Below are 20658 nucleotides of genomic sequence, written 5' to 3' on the forward strand. Positions count from 1 at the left end.
TTCACTTGCAAATCCCGAAGTTACCATGGATATTATACCATAAAATTCCCTCACCAGAAGTTCCAATGCTGTTTTACCTGAGCCATCCGCCGGATACGTAAATGGCCTGTCCTGTCATATAGCGACTGCCTTCCTTCAGAAGTTGGGATACCCAGAAGCTGATTTCATCCGGTTTCCCCATCCTCCCCAGAGGGATTTCTTCAAGAAGAGCCACTTTTTCATCATTTTCCAGATGAGCGTTCATTTGCGTATCGATTGCTCCCGGGCAGATGGCATTGACCGTTACCCCCAGTGAGGCTACTTCTTTGCTGTAGGCTTTCACGAAGGCAATCTGCGCCCCTTTGACGGTACTGTAGAGCACTTCGAGCCCGCTGCCCACTTCTCCATAGACGGAGCTGATGAAGACGATGCGGCCGTTGCGCGAGCGGGCGATTTTTTCCTGTAGCGCTTGGATGATCAGGATCGGCATTTTGACGTGCATTTCCCACAAGACGTCCATTTGCAGGGACGTCATATCCTGAAGCAACCCATATTCCGTCGTGCCGTGCGCAAAAACAATCGCTTGGAGCGAGAAAATATGGTCAGCAAGTGTCGAAACGCTAGCTTCATTGGTAAAATCCAGGCAAAGCGGATAAAATTCCTGTTCCGGATAGGCCGATTGCAGTTCTGCCAGCAGCAGATTGATTTTTTCTTGATTGGAATGATAATGCAGGTAAAGCGACCAGCCTGAACTGGCCAAATCCCTTGCGATGGATGTCCCGATGTCACCGGAGGCCCCCGTCACCAAAGCAGCTTTCATTGCTGTTTTGCTCCCTTCTGGAGGATCACATAGGTGCTCATGCTTTGTTCTTTGAGATAGCCCTTAGCGAACCTGCGGATGTCCTCCAGGCTGGTTTCTTCGATCAACGGAACGACTTCAAAAAGTTCCGCTCCAGAAAACAGCAGCGTGCTGTAGTGATTTGCGATGTATTCCAGGGAATTGAAAGCCTGCAATTGTTCTCCGATCATGCTCTTCTTCAGCAAATCAAATTTTTCATTCGTCAGGTTAGCATCCGTTTCCCAATCCAAGAGAATCCGTTTCAGCTTATCTTCCAGCTGTTTCGGTTCTTCCGTATCCGATTCGACAGCCATAAAATGGAAGGAACGGTCTAAATTGAAGGAGTAGCCAAAGCTGTCATCGATCAAACCGCTGTCGTAGAGGTCAATGAAATGCGTGGAGCTCCGGCCGAAAAGCAATTCCAGCAACAGCGAACCATAGATTTTGTATTTTTCGGCTTGGTTTCCGGTCACATCCGCATCCAAACCTTTCACACCAAGCATCACTTTCGGACGCTGCACATCCATTTCGATTGCTTTGTACGGAATGATGGCCTGAATCGAGGCCGGCGGCAAAGTGCGCTGGATCGGTTTGGCGGGAAGAAATGTCTTGCCGGCTTGGTTTTGTTTGATGGTTTCCATCATTTCTTCGGGAGCGAAGTTTCCGATCATCAGTATGTTCATGTTTGATGGATGATAGAACGTGTCATAACAGATTTGCAGCAATTCCGGCGAGATTGCTTGGATGCTGTCCACCGTTCCGGCTATATCGACTGAAAGCGGATGTTCGGGATAAAGGTTACGGAGCAATCCGTAAAAAAGTTGCCATCCCGGATTATCTTCATACATGCGGATTTCCTGGGCGATGATGCCTTTTTCCTTTTCGGTGCCTTCCTCCGTGAAATGCGGGTCTTGAACGAAGTCAAGTAGGCTGTTCGTATTTTCTGGGATGTTGTCCGTTGCAGAAAAGAGATAGCTTGTCCGCGTGAAGGAAGTGAAAGCATTCGCTGAAGCACCATATTTCGCAAAGTCTTCAAAAGCGTCATGGTCTTCGCCTTCAAATAATTTATGTTCAAGGAAATGTGCGATGCCGTCCGGAATTTTGATTTCCTTGTCTCCGTTTATCGGCACAAACTGGTTATCGATCGAGCCGAAATCGGTGGTGAAGATGCCATAGGTTTTGGAATACTTATTTTTCGGAATCAAAACCACCTGCAATCCGTTTTCCAATACTTCCGTATAAACGGTTTCGTTGAGTGCCTCGTAGTGTACTTTATTCATCTGTAGCCTCGCCTTTCAAGAAAAATATCGCTTGCAAAGTCATTTTTTCCGCAACAGCAACTATCTGCTCCTTCGTCACCGCATTCAAGCCAGCAATCCATTGCTCCTGCGAAAGAGGGTTTTCTATGATCAGGATATCCTGATACTGTTTCGCCAAGCTTCTGCCTTGATAATCATCATTTTGTTTGTAGTGGTTGATCAGCATGCTTTTGGTTTGAGCGATCAAGGCATCCGAGAAATCCCCTGCTTGCATATCCTGCAGTTGCGCCAGAACGATTTTCTCGACCTGATCGCGTTTATCGAACTCGATGCCGGTGCCGACAGTCATGACCCCGCGCAGAAAGTCCAACCCGCTTGAAGCCGAGTAAGCCAAACTTTCTTTTTCACGGACATTCTGAAACAGTTTCGAATGAGGGAAGCCCCCAAACAATCCATCAAAAACCAAGCCGGCAAAATAATGGTCATTCATGTAATAGACGGGTGAAGAAAAGCCGAAAAACAGCTTGCCCTGATTGATGTCTTGGGCTTCGCTTGAAGTGACGGGTTCCGTGTTCTTTGCGCGGAAATAGAATACCTCTTTTTCGGTTTCTTTCCTGTCCGAAAGCTTCTGGCCAGCCAATATATTCAATATCCGTTCAGGCGCTACATCACCCGAAACGAGGATATCCAGCTGATTCGACCCGATCATCTCTGCATAGCATTCAAACAGGCTGCCAGAGGTGATGTCCTCAAGGAAGCAAGCATCACCGATGCCTTGATAAGCTTGGTCCGTCCCCTCGAACAGCACTTGGTTCAAGCGCGTACGCGCATAAGCCGATTTGTCTTCGATCAGAGACTCGAAATAATTGTTCAGATTTTCCTTTTCCCTCAGAAAAGTCTTCTCGTGGAACTTGCCGTCCTCGGCATTGGGCCTGAAGATGATTTCTTCCAGAAAAGCGAATGCCTCTTCCAAAAGTGTATCGTCGCCTCCGATGAATTTATCATTGACGACGGATAGACTCATCGTCACGACATGCTGCTTGCCGAAGCGTTGGGATTGCGTATGCAGCGTCGCACCGTAAAGGCTGGCCATTTTCAGATCCATTTCGTTTTGGCTTGGGTACTGCTTGCTGTTCGTTTCAAGCATGTTCTTCACCAAAGACCGTTCCGTAGCAGTTTTCCCGCCGAAACTCGTCCTGAATTTGTACTGGATCAATACGGTTTTGTATTTGTCGGAAGGCTCGATATAGGCCGTAACGCCTTGCTTTAATTTATATTCCATCCATTTCACGTCCTGTAAGCTATTTTATTTGTCGATAGGGAAAACTATACTCTAGTTCAGTCTTTTTTTCAATTAAGCCATTCCTTGTCCACTCTGATCCCTTGCCTGAACCAAAAAGAAAAGGCTGACTCGTGTTGAGCCAACCCTTCTTGTCGTCGGAGATTACTTTGATTTGATGTAAGTCGTACCGTTGGCGGCTGGGCCTCTGGATTTACCGATAAAACCTACAAGCACAATGATCGTAATGACGTAAGGTGCAATCTGGAGATAGACGGAAGGGATATTCTGGATGACCGGAATATAGCTGCCGATGACTCCCAAACTCTGGGCGAAGCCGAAGAAAATCGCCGCTCCCATCACTCCGATCGGATTCCACTTGCCGAAAATCATGGCAGCCATGGCGATGAAGCCTTGACCGGCAATCGTTGATCCGGAAAAATTCAGGCTGATCGACTGGGAGACGATGGCGCCGCCCACACCGCCCAAAAATCCGGAAATCAGAACGCCAGCGTAGCGCATCACGTAGACATTGATCCCCAATGTATCCGCGGCTTGCGGGTGTTCCCCGACTGACCGCAGACGCAAGCCGAAAGTCGTCTTGAAGATGATGAAGTAGCAGACAAGCGCTGTTGCGATCGCTGCATAGGCTGGAGCTGATGTGTTCGTGAAAAATATCTGACCGATGATCGGGATATCCTTCAAGATAGGGAAACTGGTTTTCCCGAAGTTCTGGATGATGAAGGCGGTTTGGCCTTTTCCTTCATAAAGAACCTTAGTCAAGAACACCGCAAGCGCAGGGGCTAGCATATTGATGACCGTTCCGGAAACGATGTGGTTCGCTCTTAAGTTGATGGTGGCAACTGCATGGATGATCGAAAAGAAGATGCCGACTGCCCCAGCCACCAACAACGCAATCCAAGGGGTCATCTTGCCAAGATTGTCGGCGTAGTTCAGATTAAAGACTATGGCTGAGAAGGCTCCCATGACCATCGTGCCTTCCAGTCCCACGTTGACGATACCGCTCCGTTCCGAGAATGTTCCGCCAAGGCCGGTGAAGATCAAAGGCGCTGAATAGATCAAAGCCGAGGATACGATAATAGATAGAATCGCTAGCAAGTCCATCTCACGCCACCTCCTTTTTATTGACTTTGGACAGTTTGTTGACCAATAGCCGGATGATATAGCTCGCGCCGACGAAGAAGATGATCGAAGCAATCACGATATCGACGATTTCCACCGGTACACCGGACATAAGCGGCATACTCGTTCCGCCGATTTTCAGCGTGCTGAACAGAAGTGCAGCAAAGAGGATACCTACAGGACTGCCGATGCCCAACAAGGCAACGGCCATGCCATCGAATCCGACTGACGGCATCGCACCTTGAACAAACATGTTTTGGAAATTCCCCAAACCTTCCATCGCGCCCCCCAAACCTGCCAAGCCACCGCTGATCAACATGGCCAAAATGATGTTCTTTTTGGCGTTCATCCCTGCGTAATCGGCTGCATCAGGATTCAATCCGACTGAACGGAATTCGAAGCCATAAGTTGTTTTCTTCATCAGCACCCAAACCACCGCAATCATGATGAGGGCAATGAAGATACCGGCATGCAGCGTCGAATTGCGCGTCACTTCCGATAAGAACGGCACCCTTAGACTGGCATTTTCTGTGATTCTGGCTGTGGAGTCTCCGGAATCCGTCAAAACATTCCTGACGATGTGGTTGTTGATGTATAGAGCTGTATGATTCAGCATGATGGTGACAATCACTTCACTTGTATTGAAATAGGCACGCAAAACGCCGGCGATGCCCGCCCATAAAGCTCCGGCGGCAACACCCGCCAAAATGCATAAAGGCAACAATACGATTTTCGGCAATTCAGGCAGCATCTGGGCGACGCTGACGGATGCCAACCAGCCAAATAAGGTTTGGCCCGCTACACCGATGTTGAAAAACCCGGCTGTGTTGGCTACCGCAAAACCTAATGCGACCAGAATCAAAGGGGTGGCTTCACGGAGTAATTCGCCTATGTAAAATGGCGATCCGAATGCGCCCTTCAGCATGGCTGAATAACCCGCGATGGCATCATAACCGAAAGACCACATGACGATTGCGCCGATCAACAGTCCTAATATGACTGAAAGTAAAGGTACGATAATCCCTTGGATGCGAGTGGCTCCTTGTTGATTACTCATGAAGGCTTCCCTCCTCTTCTTTGTTTTTTTCCAATTCTTCCCGGGCCTTTTCCAAAGAAGATCCGGCCATCAATAAGCCCAGTTCTTGTTGAGAGGTCTCTTCCGGCTTGACGTAGGCAACGATTTCACCTTCGAACATCACGGCGATGATATCGGAGACATTCAATATTTCATCCAACTCGAAGCTCATCAGGAGGATCGCCTTATCCTTATCCCTTTGCTCGATCAGACGTTTATGGATAAATTCGATCGCACCCACATCCAATCCTCGGGTCGGTTGGGCTGCGATCAACAATGAAGGATTCCGATCGACTTCCCTGGCGATGATCGCTTTTTGTTGGTTCCCGCCGGACAATGAACCTGCCGTGGATTTTTCACTTTGGGTCCGCACATCAAACTCTTTGATCAGTTCGATGGCGTGGCTCTCGATGGCTTTATCGTTCAGGAAGCTGTTTTTGCTGTACGGTTCCTGATAATAAGTCTGCAGGGCGATGTTCTCATCCAGACGCATCGGGAGGATCAGGCCGAACTTTTGTCGGTCCTCAGGGATATGCCCCAAGCCGGCCTCGGTGATTTTGCGCGGAGCCAAGTTCGTGATGGTTTCGCCGTTCAGCTTGACGGTCCCGCTCTCGGCTTTCCGCAAGCCAGTGATGGCTTGGATCAGTTCGCTTTGGCCGTTCCCGTCGATCCCGGCGATTCCGACGATTTCGCCGGCCCTTACCGTAAGATTCAAATTACGCACGGCTTCCAGACCGCGGCTTTCCTTGACCGTCAATCCCTCAACTTCCAACACGGCCTGTTTCGGCTGGGATGGTTTTTTGACTGTGCGGAACAGAACGGAACGCCCCACCATCATATCGGCCAGCTCTTGCTGGGATGTCTGCTTCACGTCGACGGTGCCGATGCTCTTGCCCTTGCGGATTACCGTGCAACGGTCAGCAACGGCTTTGATTTCGTCCAGTTTGTGCGTGATCAGGATGATTGACTTGCCTTCTTTCGTCAATTCCCGCATGATCGACATCAATTCGTCGATTTCTTGGGGTGTCAACACTGCCGTTGGTTCGTCAAAAATGAGCACGTCCGCCCCGCGGTACAATGTTTTCAGGATTTCGACCCTTTGTTGCATCCCGACAGTGATGTCCTCGATTTTGGCGGAAGGATTGACTGCCAAACGGTATTTATTGGACAGATCCGCAATCACGTCAGCGGCTGCCTTTTTATTCAAAACGCCGAGTCTGCTCGGCTCGCTGCCTAAGATGATGTTCTCCGTAACCGTGAAGTCCTTGACCAGCATAAAATGTTGGTGCACCATTCCGATCCCCAATTTATCGGCAACACCCGGGGAACTGATTTTGACCTCCTGCCCTTTGACCTTAATGGTTCCGCTGGTCGGTTCCAAAAGTCCAGAGAGAATATTCATCAAAGTCGACTTACCCGCCCCATTTTCACCCAACAAAGCGTGAATTTCACCTTTTTTCAAGCTGAGAAAAATATCATCATTCGCTTTATAATTGCCGAAAGCTTTTGTTACGCCAATCATCTCAATGACATAATTTTCTTCTGTCATGCTGATTCCACCCCTTAGTAATATTGAATGCATGCATTCCCTCATGCAGCAGTGAGACACGCTTATAAAATATAATACCGTAAAACACCATTTCACACCTATTATAGAGTATTTCCAAAATCCTATCCACTTTTGTTTATCACGAAAATTAAACATTTGTTCCTTTTATCGGAATGGGTTTTTATTGGGGGACTACGCACGAAAAAAAAAGAGAAGCAACTCAATATCCTAACCGGAATCAAGTTGCTTCTTCAAAGATTTAAAAAAAGTGATTAGTTTTCTGGAGCTTCCGGAACAACAATCGTCCCGTCCAAAATTTTTGTTTTCGCATCTTCGACAGCAGTCAAAGTATCTGCACTCAATTGGCCGTCAGTCAGATCGACGCCTTCTTCAGCCAATCCAAAATTTTGCACTTCCCCTGCCGGGAATTCGCCGTTCATCGTCAAGTTAGCGACATCATGAGCTGCTTTGCCTACACCCTTAAGTGTCGAGGTCAATGTAAGGTTTCTTTCAGTTCCGTCATCAAGAGTCAACAAGCCTTCTTCTGTTTGGTCACGGTCAACACCGATTACCCAGATTTCTTTTGAAGGATCTGCTTTTACGATATCCTTAGCTTCCGAGAATACGCCATTGCCTGAATCTCCGGCAGCTTGATAAATGACATCGATTCCGCTTGCGTACATTGCGGCAGCTTTTGATTTCCCGCCGGCAGCATCGCCGAACGAGCCGACATATTCAACTTTTACATCTATATCAGGATTTACTGATTGTGCACCAGCTACGAAGCCAGCTTCAAAGCGATCGATTACTACACTCTCTTGTCCGCCGATGAAGCCTAATTGGTTGGTTTTGGTTGTTTTAGCAGCAGCAACACCAGCCAAGAAAGCAGCTTCATTGTCTTTGAATGATACAGAAACTGTGTTTTCGCCTTCGATGACATCATCGATGATGGCGAACATTGTATCCGGGTTCTGTGTTGCCACATCCTGCATCGCTGATTTCAACTTATATCCGATACCGAATACTAGATCAAAATTGCTGTTTACGGCAGTGTTCAAGTTCGTCACAAATTCCGAATCGGCGTTTGATTGGATATAATCATACCCATCAATTCCTTTTTCTTTGCCGTTCTCTTCGCCCCATGCAACAAGGCCTTCCCATGCGCTTTGGTTGAATGATTTGTCATCCACGCCGCCGATGTCGGTAACCATTGCGATAGTGAAGTTATCTTCCGTTCCCTCTGCTGTGCTGGAACCTGTTGCACTGCTGTCAGCCGTGTCGCCGTTGCCGCCGCAAGCTGCCAGGATTGTGCTGACACCTAACCCTAATGCCAATAAACTAACATATTTTTGCTTCTTCACCATGACCCCTCCAATAAACTTCAATTTTTTGAACTTGTAAGTACAAGCTTCCTACAAAAAATATCATATCATGTATTCTTAAAAAAATAAATAATATTGACTTGTTTTGTAATCGTTTTTTCATTTAATATCCATATATTTGTCGGAATCGCCCGGATCAAACCTCAGAATCGTAGGGTATATCCGTATCATTTTCATATATCCCTTCACTAATGTTCACTTTTCTGGGCTTGCTTCCGTCAGCCGGTCCGACGATCCCTCGAGCTTCCATCTCATCGATCAGCCGCGCTGCCCGATTATAGCCGATCCGGAATCTCCGCTGCAATTTGGAAATGCTTGCCGTTTCATCCGATCTGATGAATTCTACAGCTTCCCCGAAGAGATCATCTTCCGGTTCCTCGCTTGCAACCGCAACATTTTCGGTAGGCATCATCTCCTCGACATAGTTCGCTTCTTGCTGATTTTTGACGAAAGTGACAATGTGCTCCACTTCTTCGTCGGAAATGAACGCCCCTTGCACACGGATCGGTTTGTTCTCACCCATCGGACGGAAGAGCATATCGCCTCTGCCCAACAACTTCTCTGCTCCGGAGCCATCGATTATCGTTCTGGAATCGATTGAACTGGACACGGCAAACGCGATCCGGGAAGGAACGTTCGCTTTGATGATGCCGGTGATGACATCGACACTCGGCCGTTGCGTAGCCAAAATCATGTGGATTCCTGCAGCCCGAGCCATCTGCGCCAATCGGGTGATCGCATCTTCGACTTCATTGCTGGCCACCATCATCAAGTCGGCCAACTCATCCACGATGACCACGATGTATGGCAACGTAGGATTATTTTCCCCGTTCTCCAGATTGTATTCCACGATCAGATTGTTGTAGCCGTCGATGTTACGCATGCCGGTACCGGCAAACAATTCATATCTTCTTTCCATTTCCGTTACGACTTTATGGAGTGCTTGCGCCGCTTTGCGGGGATTCGTGACAACCGGCGTCAGCAAGTGGGGAATCCCGTTATAGACGTTCAATTCCACCATTTTCGGATCGATCATCATCATCTTCACTTCGTTCGGTTTGGCTTTCATCAAGATGCTCGTGATGATGCCGTTGATGCAGACGGATTTTCCGCTTCCGGTCGCACCCGCAATCAGGAGATGGGGCATCTTCGTCAGATTCGCGCTTTGCACGACGCCCGAGATGTCCCGGCCTAACGGTACCTCCAACAGCTTGTCCGTGTGCTTCTGACCTTCCATGACATCACGGAAGGAAACGACACTGACTTCACTGTTTGGCACTTCTATGCCGATGAAGGATTTCCCGGGTATCGGCGCTTCGATGCGGATATCTTTTGCAGCCAAAGCCAGCGCCAGATCATCGCTGAGGCTCACAATTTTACTGACCTTCACCCCGACAGCTGGTTGGATTTCATATTTCGTCACGGCAGGACCAAGGTTCGCTTTCGTAACTTTGGCCTCCACACCGAAGCTTGCGAACGTCTCTTCCAGCTTTTTGACATTTTTTTCGATTGTCGCATATTCATTCGATTGATCGATTGCTTTGATTTCATTCAATAAAGTGACCGGCGGCAAATGGTAATCCCGGTTCTCCTGCTCGGCAGTGATTTCAAACTCCAGCTCGCCGCTGCTGTCTTCCTCGCTGCTTCCTGCCGTTGTTTTTGCAAGACTGGCCTGTTGGGCTGACGCGCTCTTTTCATTGTCCGCATATTTGTGTTCGGCTGCTTTTTCAAGTTGCTTCTGGAAGCTGTCGATTTTCAGCTGAACGGGTTCGCGCTCTTTTTCGGCGAGTGTTTCTTTTTCTGATGCTTTCAAAGCTTCCGCTTCTTCCTTCATCAATTTCTTCGCGGCCGATTCGCTTTTGATTTGATTTTTGGCTTTTTCGACTATTGAAGGTTTCTTGTCGACCGGAACGCTGTTTGACCTGGTCGGTTTCTTCACTGTTTTCGAATCGATGATCGAGCTGGCCACTTTATCTTTCGTGTAAAGCACCGCCCGTTTGCTGTTGTGTCCGAAGATCAAGGCAACTTTGCGCACAACTTCCATGACATCATGCGTCGTGAAGCCGAATATGACCGCCGCACCAAAAAATACAAGCAGGCCGATGATGATGTACGTGCCCCATTGCGAAACCAAAAAATAGGTTCCGGTATAAAAGGCTGCCCCAATCAAGCCCCCGCCCATCTCTGAAGCCGTATCAGCTTGCCTGACATCGGTCAAAAAACGTGCAAGCGTAACGGACACGACTGATGCGCCCTCCGTAACGACTGTCTCAAAAGCCTGTGAATGGAGATAAAGCAACGCTGCTGAATAAAGCAGGATGCCACTGATCAGCCAGTTCTTTCTTATTTTTGGTTCTTTCCCTCTCAAAATCAGGTACAGACCATAGGCGCCGAACAGCGCCAGGCTGACCGGATAGGTTTCGCCGACAAAAAAACGGAAAAAATTCGCCAGCGCTATACCGGCAAAACCGAGTTGTCCGATCCCTAAGGCTGCACTGAAAAGAAACAGCACGCCGATAAGCTCGTAGGATATCTTCTGCCCGGTCGCCTTCTTTTTCTTTCTTGTCGTCGTCGTTCGTTTCGCCAAACATGCCAACTCCTTTTTATCATTTACTCAAAACCACTGCCCGTCTGCATAAAACAGCGGTCCATAGATTGTTCGTTTGATTACCCGTATCGGTTCATTATACTACAAAACGAACCCTTTACGAGGCTATTTTTTATCAATCCGCGCGGACAAAAAGCTTCTGTTTCCCGTCAATGCAGGCAACAGAAGCTTTTTGGAATTTGATCCGTCATTCTTGAAGAAGTTTTTTCCTGTCCTGCAGAAGCATCAGTCCATGATATAATTGCACATCATCATCGCAATTCTCACAAAACCGGATTTCTCCGTCTGACCAGTAGGCAGTCAGGTAGGTTTCCTTTGTTTTTTGGAATGGGTAGACTGCTGATAGTTTTTCAGCTGCCCGCTCATAGGCAGCGACTGCCTTCTGGAAATCGGCATAGTCTGTCGATTCCACAATGAAATCCATCCAATCTTCAAAAAACCACCAAGGTTCATATTCTCCCTCGGTCCTTATCACCTGGTACATGCTATCACCCTCTTTATTGTAAAAAGTATAGCATAGCCCGGAAAATTATTCCCGCGCAAGGTATCGGGATTGACCCTTATTGACGAAGGCTGTAAACTGGATTAAAAAGCTGCAGCGCAAGCTGATTCTAAAATTTGGAGGTAATCTGAATGAAAAAAATCAAGATGACCGTAAGTGGCCGGGTACAGGGCGTGGGATTCCGTTACATGACAAAAATGGTGGCTGACCAGATCGGCATTGCCGGCATTGTCAGGAACGAGGATGACGGAAGCGTCTATATCGAAGCCGTCGGACCTAGCGATAAGATTGACGCCTTCATCGCGGCAGTCAAACGCAGTCCCTCGCCAAGCGGAAAAGTAGATGACTTTTCCATCCTTGAAGACGCTAACATTGAGAATTACATAAGTTTTCGCGTAACCAATTGAATATATTTCCCCCTTCAGGTATAGTGGTAATGTTATCGAAAAATTGTAAAGGAACGTGAACGATGAAACTTAAAAAGAAGTTATTGCTTTCCGCGGAAATGATGGCCTTATTAGTGGTCCTGACAGGCTGCATGCAATATGATGAGAATAAAAACCCAACCGGCTTCATATACGACTATTTGGTGGTGCCAACAGGCAATTTGATCGTTATGCTGGCGGAACTGCTTAACGGCAATTATGGGCTGGCCATCATCGCCATCACAATCATTGTCCGCTTGGCCATCATGCCCTTGAACTTTAGCCAGATCAAAAAAACGATGGTGCAGCAAGAAAAAATGAAGTATATCAAACCAGAATTGGAAGATATCCAATTCCGTCAAAAAAATGCCCAGTCGCCTGAAGAAAAAGCGGCGGTTTCGCAAGAAATGATGGCCCTGTACAAAGAAAACAACATCAGCATGACAGGCGGCGTCGGTTGCTTACCGATTCTGATCCAGATGCCGATCTTTACCGCCATGTATCAAGCCGTCAATTTGACGCCGGAAATTTCTGCAAGCACATTCCTTGGCATCAACCTTGGTGTCAGCAGTCCGTTGTTGGCAATCCTGGCGGGTGTGGCCTATGTGATCCAAGGCTACGTTTCCACAATCGGCATGCCTCAGGAAACCAAATCACAGATGAAATCGATGATGCTGATGAACCCGATCATGATTCTCATGTTCTCCTGGTCTTCACCAGCGGGGTTGGCACTTTACTGGCTGGCCGGCGGTATTTTCGCTGCAGCCCAGACTGCGCTTCAAAATCACATGATCAAACCTAAAATCCAGAAGCAAGTTGAAGAAGAAATGAAGGATCGTCCGGTCAAGAAGAACGTGAAAATGGCTAAGCCGGCTTCCTCTTCAGCACCTGCGCAAGCGGTAAAAGCTTTGTCCTCCAATAATCAACAAACGGATGGCAAAAAAGGCCGCAACGCAGGCAAACAATCAAAATCTTAATTACGACTACAGAAAAGCAGGAAGCGGCTCACACATGAGCTCGCTTCCTGCTTTTTTTGATTTCATTTTTTGGGTAAGGTGCGTTCTCCTGTCGAATGCCTACAATTCCTCATCCGGCACATAATTCTTCAGAATCGGCAACTGGATGCGGAAAACAGACCCGTGTCCCAATACGCTTTCGACGGTGATGTCGCCTTTATAGCCTTCCAATAATTCTTTCGCGATCGACAGGCCCAAACCGTTCCCGCCTTTATTCCGTGATCTGGCTTTATCGACGCGGTAAAAACGCGAAAAAATCTTCTGTTGATCTTCCTGGGACATCCCCTCGCCAAAATCTTGGATGGCAATCTGGACATAGGACATGGATTCGGAAATCGAAAGATGGATTTCATGCCGGTCAGTCGAATACTTAACGGCGTTGTCCATCAATATCACTAAGATTTGCTCAAAATGGTTGCGATAGATGTTCACATAGATTTCGCGATTCAGATCATCATCCAGATTGAACACGAAATCCGGATAGAGCATCTTAAAATTATGGAACGTATGCAGCACGACATTCCGGATCGGCGTCACTTCATTTTTGTAATGGATTTCGACCTGCTCCGCACGGGAAAGATCTAGCATCTCCTGAACCAAAGTCTTCATTCTCTGGATTTCGGTCAAGGATGCGGCAAGTGATTCATCAAGAATTTGCGGATCTTCCTTACCCCAACGGTTCAGCAATTTCAGATGACCCTCGACAATGGCTGTGGGGGTGCGAAGTTCATGCGAAACGTCTTCCACAAACTGCTTTTGCTGGGTGACGTACAGCGCCATCTTATCCAGGAGGCCGTTGATGTGGACAGAAAGGTCGGTAAATTCGTCCTTGCTTTTGGATATTTTGATGCGGGTTTCCGACAACGTATCCTCTTCTATCGCATCCATCGTGTCCACCATCTGTTTGATGGGCTTGAAGAAGTAAATCGCGATGCCGTAGCCTGCAGCCGCCGACAAAACGAGCACGATTGCCGTGACTAACCAGAAATACCGCGTCATCTGTGAGACGATTTTATGATAATCATTCAATCGGAAAACGATCTGGACATACCCCAACAGGAAGGAGTCCTCCTGGCTGAGGATCGGACTGCCTGCGACAAATGCTTCAAGATCGTTCAGTTTTGTCTCGCGCAAATATGTATCGGGATTTTTGATGAATGTCGTATAGCTCTTCTGCGTCTCATAGAGCAACTGTCCATCTGTATCGAATACGCGTATGTTAGCCCCTCTGTCCTTGAGATCCTCCAAAAACGGGTAGTTTCCTACAGATTGGAGACCCTTCGTCACGGTGGAAACAGAAATTTTCTCGAACATGCTTTCGACGCTGTTGACGGACAGCTTCGTATCGATCTCAGACAGCGCGGTTTGGACCGAAGACAGCAGATTCTCGGCATCATCTTTTTGTTCGTCGTATTGATAGCCTTTGTAGACATTCAGCATCAGCAAGGCGGACAGAAAGTACAGCAGGAAGAAAGCTATACTTAAAAGAAAACCCCATTTCCACCGAATGGACTTGGGATTTCCTCTTTTTTTGGTTGGCATATAATTGATTCTGCGCATAGTATTATGAGCGCATGACGTATCCGGTGCCACGAACCGTTTGGATATAACTTTCTTGGCCGGCTACATCGATTTTATTGCGCAGATATCGGATATATACATCCACTACGTTTGTTTCCACTTCTGTTTTGTATCCCCATACTTTATTCAGCAAGACATCCCTTGAAAGGACAACGTTGATGTTTTCCATCAGGATCAACAATAATTCGTATTCGCGTTTGGTCAATTCGATGTGCTCGTCGCCACGACGCACGACGCGGTTTTCTTTTTCGATCGTCAAATCACGATAGGTGACGGTCGTTTGCTTCACCTTGCGTTGCTCTTCTTCGATGTCGATGCGGCGCAATAAAGCACGGACCCTTGCCAAAAGCTCTTCGATGGCAAATGGTTTCACGATATAATCATCGGCTCCGTGGTCCAAACCGGATACACGATCGATGACGGAGTCGCGGGCGGTCATGATGATGATCGGCGTATCTTTGACCGGACGCAAACGGCGGCAAACTTCGATGCCGTTCAATTCAGGAAGCATCAGATCCAAAAGGATGACATCCCAGTCCTGGTTCATGGCAGCTTCAAGACCGGCTCTGCCGTTGTAGCAAATTTCCGTTTCGTAGCCTTCGTGTTTTAACTCAAGCTCGATGAAGCGCGCCAGATTTTTTTCATCTTCAATAATCAATATTCTTTGTTTGTCTTTATTTTCCATAGAATTCTCCCCTAATGTCTCATTTGAATAATAACAACATGCCATTACAATTTCATTTTATTTTAACATACTGTCGGGAATTAGTCTTAATTAAATGATCCTGATAGTAAAATGTCATCCGAAGCACGGCTTCGGATGACATAAGTGTAGGCCACAATGGCGCTATATCGCTTTAGTCTTGTGGAACTTCCACTTCTTTATCCCACTCGAAGTGATAAGAACCAGCTTTGTCTGTGCGTTCATACGTATGCGCTCCAAAGTAGTCGCGTTGCGCTTGAATGATGTTTGCAGGCAATACAGCTGAACGGTAAGAATCGAAATAAGCTACTGCAGATGAGAATGTCGGTACAGGAACGCCTGCAACCACAGCCGTAGCAACCACTTCACGTACAGCTCCCTGGTATTGTTTCGTGATTTCCACGAAGTAGTCATCCAACAACAAGTTCTGCAGTTCAGGATTCTTCCCGTAAGCATCGGTAATGTTCTGCAGGAATTGCGCACGGATGATGCAGCCTGCACGCCAAATTTTAGCGATCTCGCCATAATTCAGATCCCAATCATTTTCTTCGCTGGCAACGCGCATTTGAGCGAATCCTTGCGCGTAGCTCATGATTTTGCTGAAGTACAGTGCCTTGCGGATACTCTCCACAAATGCTGCTTTATCAAGACCCTCTTTAGCTGTAGCAGCAGGGCCAGTCAGAATTTCGCTGGCAGCGACACGTTCTGTCTTCAAAGCGGAAATGTAACGGGCAAAAACGGATTCGGTGATCAACGGCAACGGAACACCCAAGTCCAATGCGCTTTGGGAAGTCCATTTACCCGTGCCTTTATTGCCGGCGCGGTCCAAGATGATTTCGACCATTGGTTTTCCTGTTTCAGGATCGTATTTAGTCAAGATGTCAGCCGTGATGTCGATCAGGAAGCTGTCCAACTCGCCTTTGTTCCATTCGATGAAGACTGCAGCAATTTCTTCCACTGACATGCCAAGGTACTTGTGCATGATGTCATAGGCTTCTGCAATCAATTGCATATCCCCGTACTCGATTCCGTTGTGGACCATCTTAACGAAATGTCCTGCGCCACCTTTTCCGATGTAAGCTACACAGGGTTCGCCATCCGGAGCTTTAGCGGAAATCTGTTCCAAAATCGGTGCAACCAAATCGTATGCGTCGCGTTGTCCGCCCGGCATGATTGACGGGCCTTTCAATGCGCCTTCTTCACCACCGGAAACGCCTGTTCCGATGAAATTGATGCCTGAGTTTTCCAATTCTTTGCTGCGGCGGATCGTATCTTTGTAGAAAGTATTCCCTCCGTCGATCAGGATATCACCTTTATCCAAATGAGGCAGCAACGATTGGATCGTTTTGTCGGTTGCTTCCCCAGCTTTTACCATCATCATAATTTTTCTTGGTTTTTCCAAAGACTCGACAAATTCTTCAATCGTATAAGTAGGAACCAGTTTCTTTTCTGGATTTTCTGCGATCACTTGCTCAGTCTTCGAACCTGAACGGTTGAATACAGATACGGAATAACCTCTGCTTTCAATGTTCAATGCTAGATTTTTGCCCATTACGGCCATACCGACAACGCCAATTTGCTGTTTTGACATAAATAAATACTCCCTTCATGATGAACACATCATTTTATAATCTTAATCCTAACAAAAATTCACCTAAATGGAAAGCAAACAATCGAAAATAATGGCTTTCTTTTCTTTTACCTGATTCCCCAACGTTTACTTTTAGATGTTATTGTTGTAAACTATGCCATGTAAAAAACAAAAGGTGGGAATAATGTTGATAAAGAAAACTGGCGCTACCTCTTCAAAATTCAATAAATTCAGTAAATTCATCATCTGGATCATGTTGCTGGCCATGGTCGGCGGAACGATTCTTTCAGTCTTGTACTCCTTGTTCATAAATATTTAAGAAACGCCATTCAAAAAGGTTCCCGGAATCCACTAGCTGATTCCGGGAACCTTTTTTGCATGACTCAGATGCCTTTTTTGACTTTTCCGTCCCAGCCGGCATAGCCGCCCTTCAGGATGAAAATGTTTTTGTAGCCATTTTTTTTCAAAATCGCGGCGCAGCGTCCGCTCAACATGGAATTTTGATCATACAGATAAATCGGTTGATCTTTGCGGATTTCTTGGTAGCGCTGTTTGAAAGCAGAATAAGCGATATTTCTCGCTCCCAATATGTGGCCTGCATCGAACTCTGTTCTTTCACGGACATCGATCAATTGCGCTTTACGCAGGTCTTTTCTGAACTCCTCTGCAGTCAGCGTCGTCGCCGCATTCTTTCTTTGGAAATAAAAATAAGCTTGATAAATGGCATATCCGATGATGAATATCCATAATGCGATATTAAAAATATCAATTCCAGTTAAATTCAAATAAATCCACCCTTTCCATACTCTTGCTCTCATATTTTACACTTGTGGAAGGCGCATTGCTAGCGTTTTAACGACTTTTTTTCTATTCCGTCAATTGTATCCAGCCCTTGCGTTCCACATCGTACAGATACTCATAACGCTTTCCGTAAAGCACGTAGGTCCCATCCGGCGATGCCGAAATCGGATCCATTCGCTCGACTTCAGTCAGCACTTCTGAAGCGTTGGCGGAAAAATCGACCTTTGCAAGTTCGAAACTGATGCCGGCAACGCTCTCCGGCTCCTGTTTCGGGAGGACAGCAAACGTTTCATCCGAGTCATTCCCTTTTGTAAATTCCGGGATGACAAGTCCGGTTCCATCGGGGATGCGCGGCAGGGTAACATAGCCTTGGGTAATCAGAAGCGGATAGTAGGAAATGACAAGCAACTCTTCCTCGTTGAAATTTGAAGGGGTCACTACCCATACGGTTTCGCCTTCCAGTCCGTAAGCGAGTATTTCCTGTTCGATGACCGTATCTTTGCCGGGAAATCGAATGTCACTCAATATCAGCACAGAAGCGCCATCAGTCCCAGTTTTTTTGTGGAGGTACATGTTTTCTGAATACCAAACCGGCATTTCTTCAGTGATCGATAATTCTATCCATGCCTCATTGGAAGACAAATCCCAAAGGTAATTTACCAGGCTACCCGCTGTTTTATGGACGGAAACAAACAACTTGCCTTCGTTGGTCGGATTCCAGGAAACGCCCGACACAAGCCCTTCGGAAAAATGAAAATCGGCAAGCGATTTCCCTGACTTGTCGATCACCATAATGTTATTTCCTTGTTGCGTTGCGACCTGGACCAGCATCCGCTGGCCGTTTGCGGAAAGCGCAGCAAAAACAAGCCGGTCTGAAAAAGCCCGGATCAGCTGTTCTTCCCCCGTGAGTAGGTCATGGCTGTACAAACCGTTTTCTCCATTTGATTCCAATGCGACAAGAATAGTTTTGTCGTCCAGCCAGCCCACAGCATAAAGGAATTCATCCTTGGAAATCGTTGAAAGGCTGCTGCCGGAGGAAGGATCCGGCTCATTTGCGTCAGGCTGGTCGGGATATGTCAACCGTTGGGTACAGGCTGCCAGAATCAGAACACTTGAGAGTGAGAGAATAAACCATGCTAGTCCTCTTTTCCCCATGCCACCCTCCATCCTCCCGCATTTTCTTTTCCCGAAAATGTTCAGGCTCTATTTGCTGATCTCCGTCAGTGCAAGATAAGCTGCTCCAACTATTCCGGCATCATTTCCAAGTGCGGCTAATTTGATATGCGTAGTTTTCTTGACGTTCGGGAATGAGAATTCAGCAAAATAGGTTCTCACTTGCTCCAAAAGGTATTCCCCGGCTGCGGATACACCGCCACCGATGACGATATAAGCCGGATTCAAAAGATTGCCGATATGGCTGCAGGCCAAACCAAGATAATAGGCAGCGCGATCGACTACAAGAACTGCCAACTCGTCTCCTTCTTTCGCCAAATCAAAAATCATTTTTGAAGTGATCTCCTGGCCGTCGTCGATGATGAATTTGAGCTGCGAGTTGCCGGCATATTCTTCCGCATGTTTACGGGCCAATTTGACGACGCCTGTCGCGCTGGCAACAGTCTCCAAACAGCCTTTCTTCCCGCACGTACAATCAAATCCGCCCGGCTCGACAGTCATATGGCCAATTTCGCCGCCGGAACCTGCAGTACCATGGATAAGATTACCCTCCGCAATGATTCCCCCGCCGACACCTGTGCCAAGTGTCACAAATACGACGTCGCGATCATCCGCACCGGCGCCTCGCCATTTTTCCCCAAGTGCGGCAACGTTTGCATCATTATCAATAAAAATAGGGATGCCGATTTCCCGCACGATCGCTTCACGCACAGGCTGCGGCGTTTTCCAGTTCAGGTTGAAGGCCCCCTCGACGGTACCCGCTTCACGGTCCACCGCTCCCGGCGATCCCATGCCGATCGCCTGAAAGTCCTCAGCAGTCATTTGGTAGAGATCCAGATGATGTTTGATCGAAGCTATGATATCAGGTACGATGTGTGTCCCCTCATCATTTATGTTCGTAGGGATGCTCCATTTTTGCTGGATAACGCCTTCTGCTGTTAAAATAGCCAATTTCACTGAAGTGCCGCCTAAATCAATACCGATAAATTTTTTATACACGTCATTGCCTCCAATTGTTCAATTTGTATCTAGTATAACGCAAAACCGGTCCGCATTAAACCCAAATAAGCAAAGAATATAGCGCTCACAAAATAAATGACCAGAAAAAGAAGCCTAAGCCCATTTTTGCTTTTGGCTGTGCGCGGCATCGCGATGAACACGGCCGAAAGCGCCCCTCCCAGTGCCCCTCCAAGATGCCCGAAATTATCGACTGCTGAGGAAAAAAATCCGAAGAAGAAATTCAGGAAAATCAGCATCGTAAAATTCCTGGCCATTAACTGGATCCCAGCGTTGTGCGGAAACTGACGGCCCAGAACGATGGCTGCGGCAAACAACCCAAATAGGGAGGTACTTGCGCCGGCTGAAATCGAATCATTGAAGGCGAAACTCATGAGGTTCCCCATCAAGCCACTCAGGAGATAAATCAGCGCAAAACGCAAAGAGCCATAGAGAATCTCCATCTGCGTACCCAAATAATACAGGGTGATGCTGTTCACCAGAATGTGCGTGAAGCCTATATGGATGAACATGGGCGCAATCAAACGCCACCATTCCCCTTGCGCGATGGCTGGGTTGAATTTGGCGCCGAACAGGATAAGCGTCAGTACGTTGGTGCTTCCCCCGTTCACGGTCATCAGCAGGAAAATGACGATCTGAATGGCCAAGAACAAGTGTGTTACAGAGAACTGATCCGGTAAATAGGATCTTTTGGTATTATATGCCCGCATCGTGACACTCCCTTCCATTATTATCCT

At 47.3% G+C, this 20658-nt stretch carries 19 protein-coding genes; 3 read left to right on the plus strand and 16 right to left on the minus strand.

Annotated features, from left to right (window positions below):
- Positions 1 to 73: 73 nt before the first annotated feature.
- From ymfI to PH235_RS01865, 9 genes are all read right to left on the minus strand, one after another.
- A complete protein-coding gene (gene ymfI, locus PH235_RS01825) occupies positions 74 to 799 on the minus strand; it encodes an elongation factor P 5-aminopentanone reductase (protein ID WP_272160761.1) in 726 nt (241 codons plus the stop codon).
- A complete protein-coding gene (yfmH, locus tag PH235_RS01830) occupies positions 796 to 2097 on the minus strand; it encodes an EF-P 5-aminopentanol modification-associated protein YfmH (protein WP_272160762.1) in 1302 nt (433 codons plus the stop codon). Before yfmH ends, ymfI begins: the two co-directional genes overlap by 4 nt.
- Positions 2090 to 3358, minus strand: coding sequence for an EF-P 5-aminopentanol modification-associated protein YfmF (gene yfmF / locus PH235_RS01835; protein WP_272160763.1), 1269 nt, complete (start codon positions 3356 to 3358; stop codon positions 2090 to 2092). The genes yfmH and yfmF overlap by 8 nt, the downstream gene beginning before the upstream one ends.
- Positions 3359 to 3520: 162 nt before the next feature.
- Positions 3521 to 4480 carry an ABC transporter permease gene (locus PH235_RS01840; RefSeq protein WP_108032338.1) on the minus strand — a complete coding sequence of 320 codons (960 nt, stop codon included), beginning with the start codon at positions 4478 to 4480 and terminating at the stop codon, positions 3521 to 3523.
- A 1-nt stretch (position 4481) separates the two neighbouring features.
- Positions 4482 to 5555, minus strand: coding sequence for an ABC transporter permease (locus PH235_RS01845; protein WP_272160764.1), 1074 nt, complete (start codon positions 5553 to 5555; stop codon positions 4482 to 4484).
- Positions 5548 to 7122, minus strand: coding sequence for an ABC transporter ATP-binding protein (locus PH235_RS01850; RefSeq protein ID WP_272160765.1), 1575 nt, complete (start codon positions 7120 to 7122; stop codon positions 5548 to 5550). The genes PH235_RS01845 and PH235_RS01850 overlap by 8 nt, the downstream gene beginning before the upstream one ends.
- Positions 7123 to 7394: 272 nt before the next feature.
- Entirely contained in the window at positions 7395 to 8483 is a 1089-nt protein-coding gene (locus PH235_RS01855) for a BMP family lipoprotein (protein WP_443080830.1), read from the minus strand.
- Between the two features lie 157 nt (positions 8484 to 8640).
- Positions 8641 to 11091 carry a DNA translocase FtsK gene (locus PH235_RS01860; protein WP_272160767.1) on the minus strand — a complete coding sequence of 817 codons (2451 nt, stop codon included), beginning with the start codon at positions 11089 to 11091 and terminating at the stop codon, positions 8641 to 8643.
- A gap of 208 nt (positions 11092 to 11299) precedes the next feature.
- Complete coding sequence (locus PH235_RS01865) at positions 11300 to 11596, minus strand: DUF1033 family protein (protein WP_272160768.1); 297 nt, start codon at positions 11594 to 11596, stop codon at positions 11300 to 11302.
- A 149-nt stretch (positions 11597 to 11745) separates the two neighbouring features.
- Between PH235_RS01865 and PH235_RS01870 the strand changes: the two genes are divergently transcribed.
- A complete protein-coding gene (locus tag PH235_RS01870) occupies positions 11746 to 12021 on the plus strand; it encodes an acylphosphatase (protein ID WP_272160769.1) in 276 nt (91 codons plus the stop codon).
- Positions 12022 to 12083: 62 nt separating this feature from the next.
- Positions 12084 to 13016 (plus strand): membrane protein insertase YidC, encoded by a 933-nt coding sequence (gene yidC, locus PH235_RS01875; protein ID WP_272160770.1) that lies wholly within the window; start codon positions 12084 to 12086, stop codon positions 13014 to 13016.
- A 99-nt stretch (positions 13017 to 13115) separates the two neighbouring features.
- Here the strand turns inward: yidC and PH235_RS01880 are convergent, their stop codons facing one another.
- The 3 genes from PH235_RS01880 to gndA form a co-directional block, all read right to left on the minus strand.
- Positions 13116 to 14597 carry a HAMP domain-containing sensor histidine kinase gene (locus tag PH235_RS01880; RefSeq protein WP_272160771.1) on the minus strand — a complete coding sequence of 494 codons (1482 nt, stop codon included), beginning with the start codon at positions 14595 to 14597 and terminating at the stop codon, positions 13116 to 13118.
- 22 nt (positions 14598 to 14619) lie between these two features.
- Complete coding sequence (locus PH235_RS01885) at positions 14620 to 15321, minus strand: response regulator transcription factor (RefSeq protein WP_272160772.1); 702 nt, start codon at positions 15319 to 15321, stop codon at positions 14620 to 14622.
- 172 nt (positions 15322 to 15493) lie between these two features.
- Positions 15494 to 16930 (minus strand): NADP-dependent phosphogluconate dehydrogenase, encoded by a 1437-nt coding sequence (gene gndA, locus PH235_RS01890; RefSeq protein WP_272160773.1) that lies wholly within the window; start codon positions 16928 to 16930, stop codon positions 15494 to 15496.
- Positions 16931 to 17114: 184 nt separating this feature from the next.
- Between gndA and PH235_RS01895 the strand changes: the two genes are divergently transcribed.
- Positions 17115 to 17249: a DUF4044 domain-containing protein gene (locus tag PH235_RS01895; RefSeq protein WP_272160774.1), complete on the plus strand. Its 135-nt coding sequence runs from the start codon at positions 17115 to 17117 to the stop codon at positions 17247 to 17249.
- Positions 17250 to 17313: 64 nt separating this feature from the next.
- Here PH235_RS01895 and PH235_RS01900 read toward each other — a convergent pair whose 3' ends face one another.
- The 4 genes from PH235_RS01900 to PH235_RS01915 are packed head-to-tail and all read right to left on the minus strand — an operon-like array spanning position 17314 to position 20631.
- A complete protein-coding gene (locus PH235_RS01900) occupies positions 17314 to 17748 on the minus strand; it encodes a rhodanese-like domain-containing protein (RefSeq protein ID WP_443080822.1) in 435 nt (144 codons plus the stop codon).
- Between the two features lie 49 nt (positions 17749 to 17797).
- A complete protein-coding gene (locus PH235_RS01905) occupies positions 17798 to 18886 on the minus strand; it encodes a hypothetical protein (RefSeq protein ID WP_272160775.1) in 1089 nt (362 codons plus the stop codon).
- Positions 18887 to 18934: 48 nt separating this feature from the next.
- A complete protein-coding gene (locus PH235_RS01910) occupies positions 18935 to 19903 on the minus strand; it encodes an ROK family glucokinase (protein ID WP_272160776.1) in 969 nt (322 codons plus the stop codon).
- A gap of 29 nt (positions 19904 to 19932) precedes the next feature.
- The gene (locus PH235_RS01915; protein WP_272160777.1) at positions 19933 to 20631 is read right to left on the minus strand and encodes a rhomboid family intramembrane serine protease; all 699 of its coding nucleotides are present in this window, start codon (positions 20629 to 20631) and stop codon (positions 19933 to 19935) included.
- Positions 20632 to 20658 lie beyond the last annotated feature (27 nt).

It is taken from the genome of Trichococcus sp. K1Tr (genome assembly GCF_028309625.1).
Taxonomy (GTDB): domain Bacteria; phylum Bacillota; class Bacilli; order Lactobacillales; family Aerococcaceae; genus Trichococcus.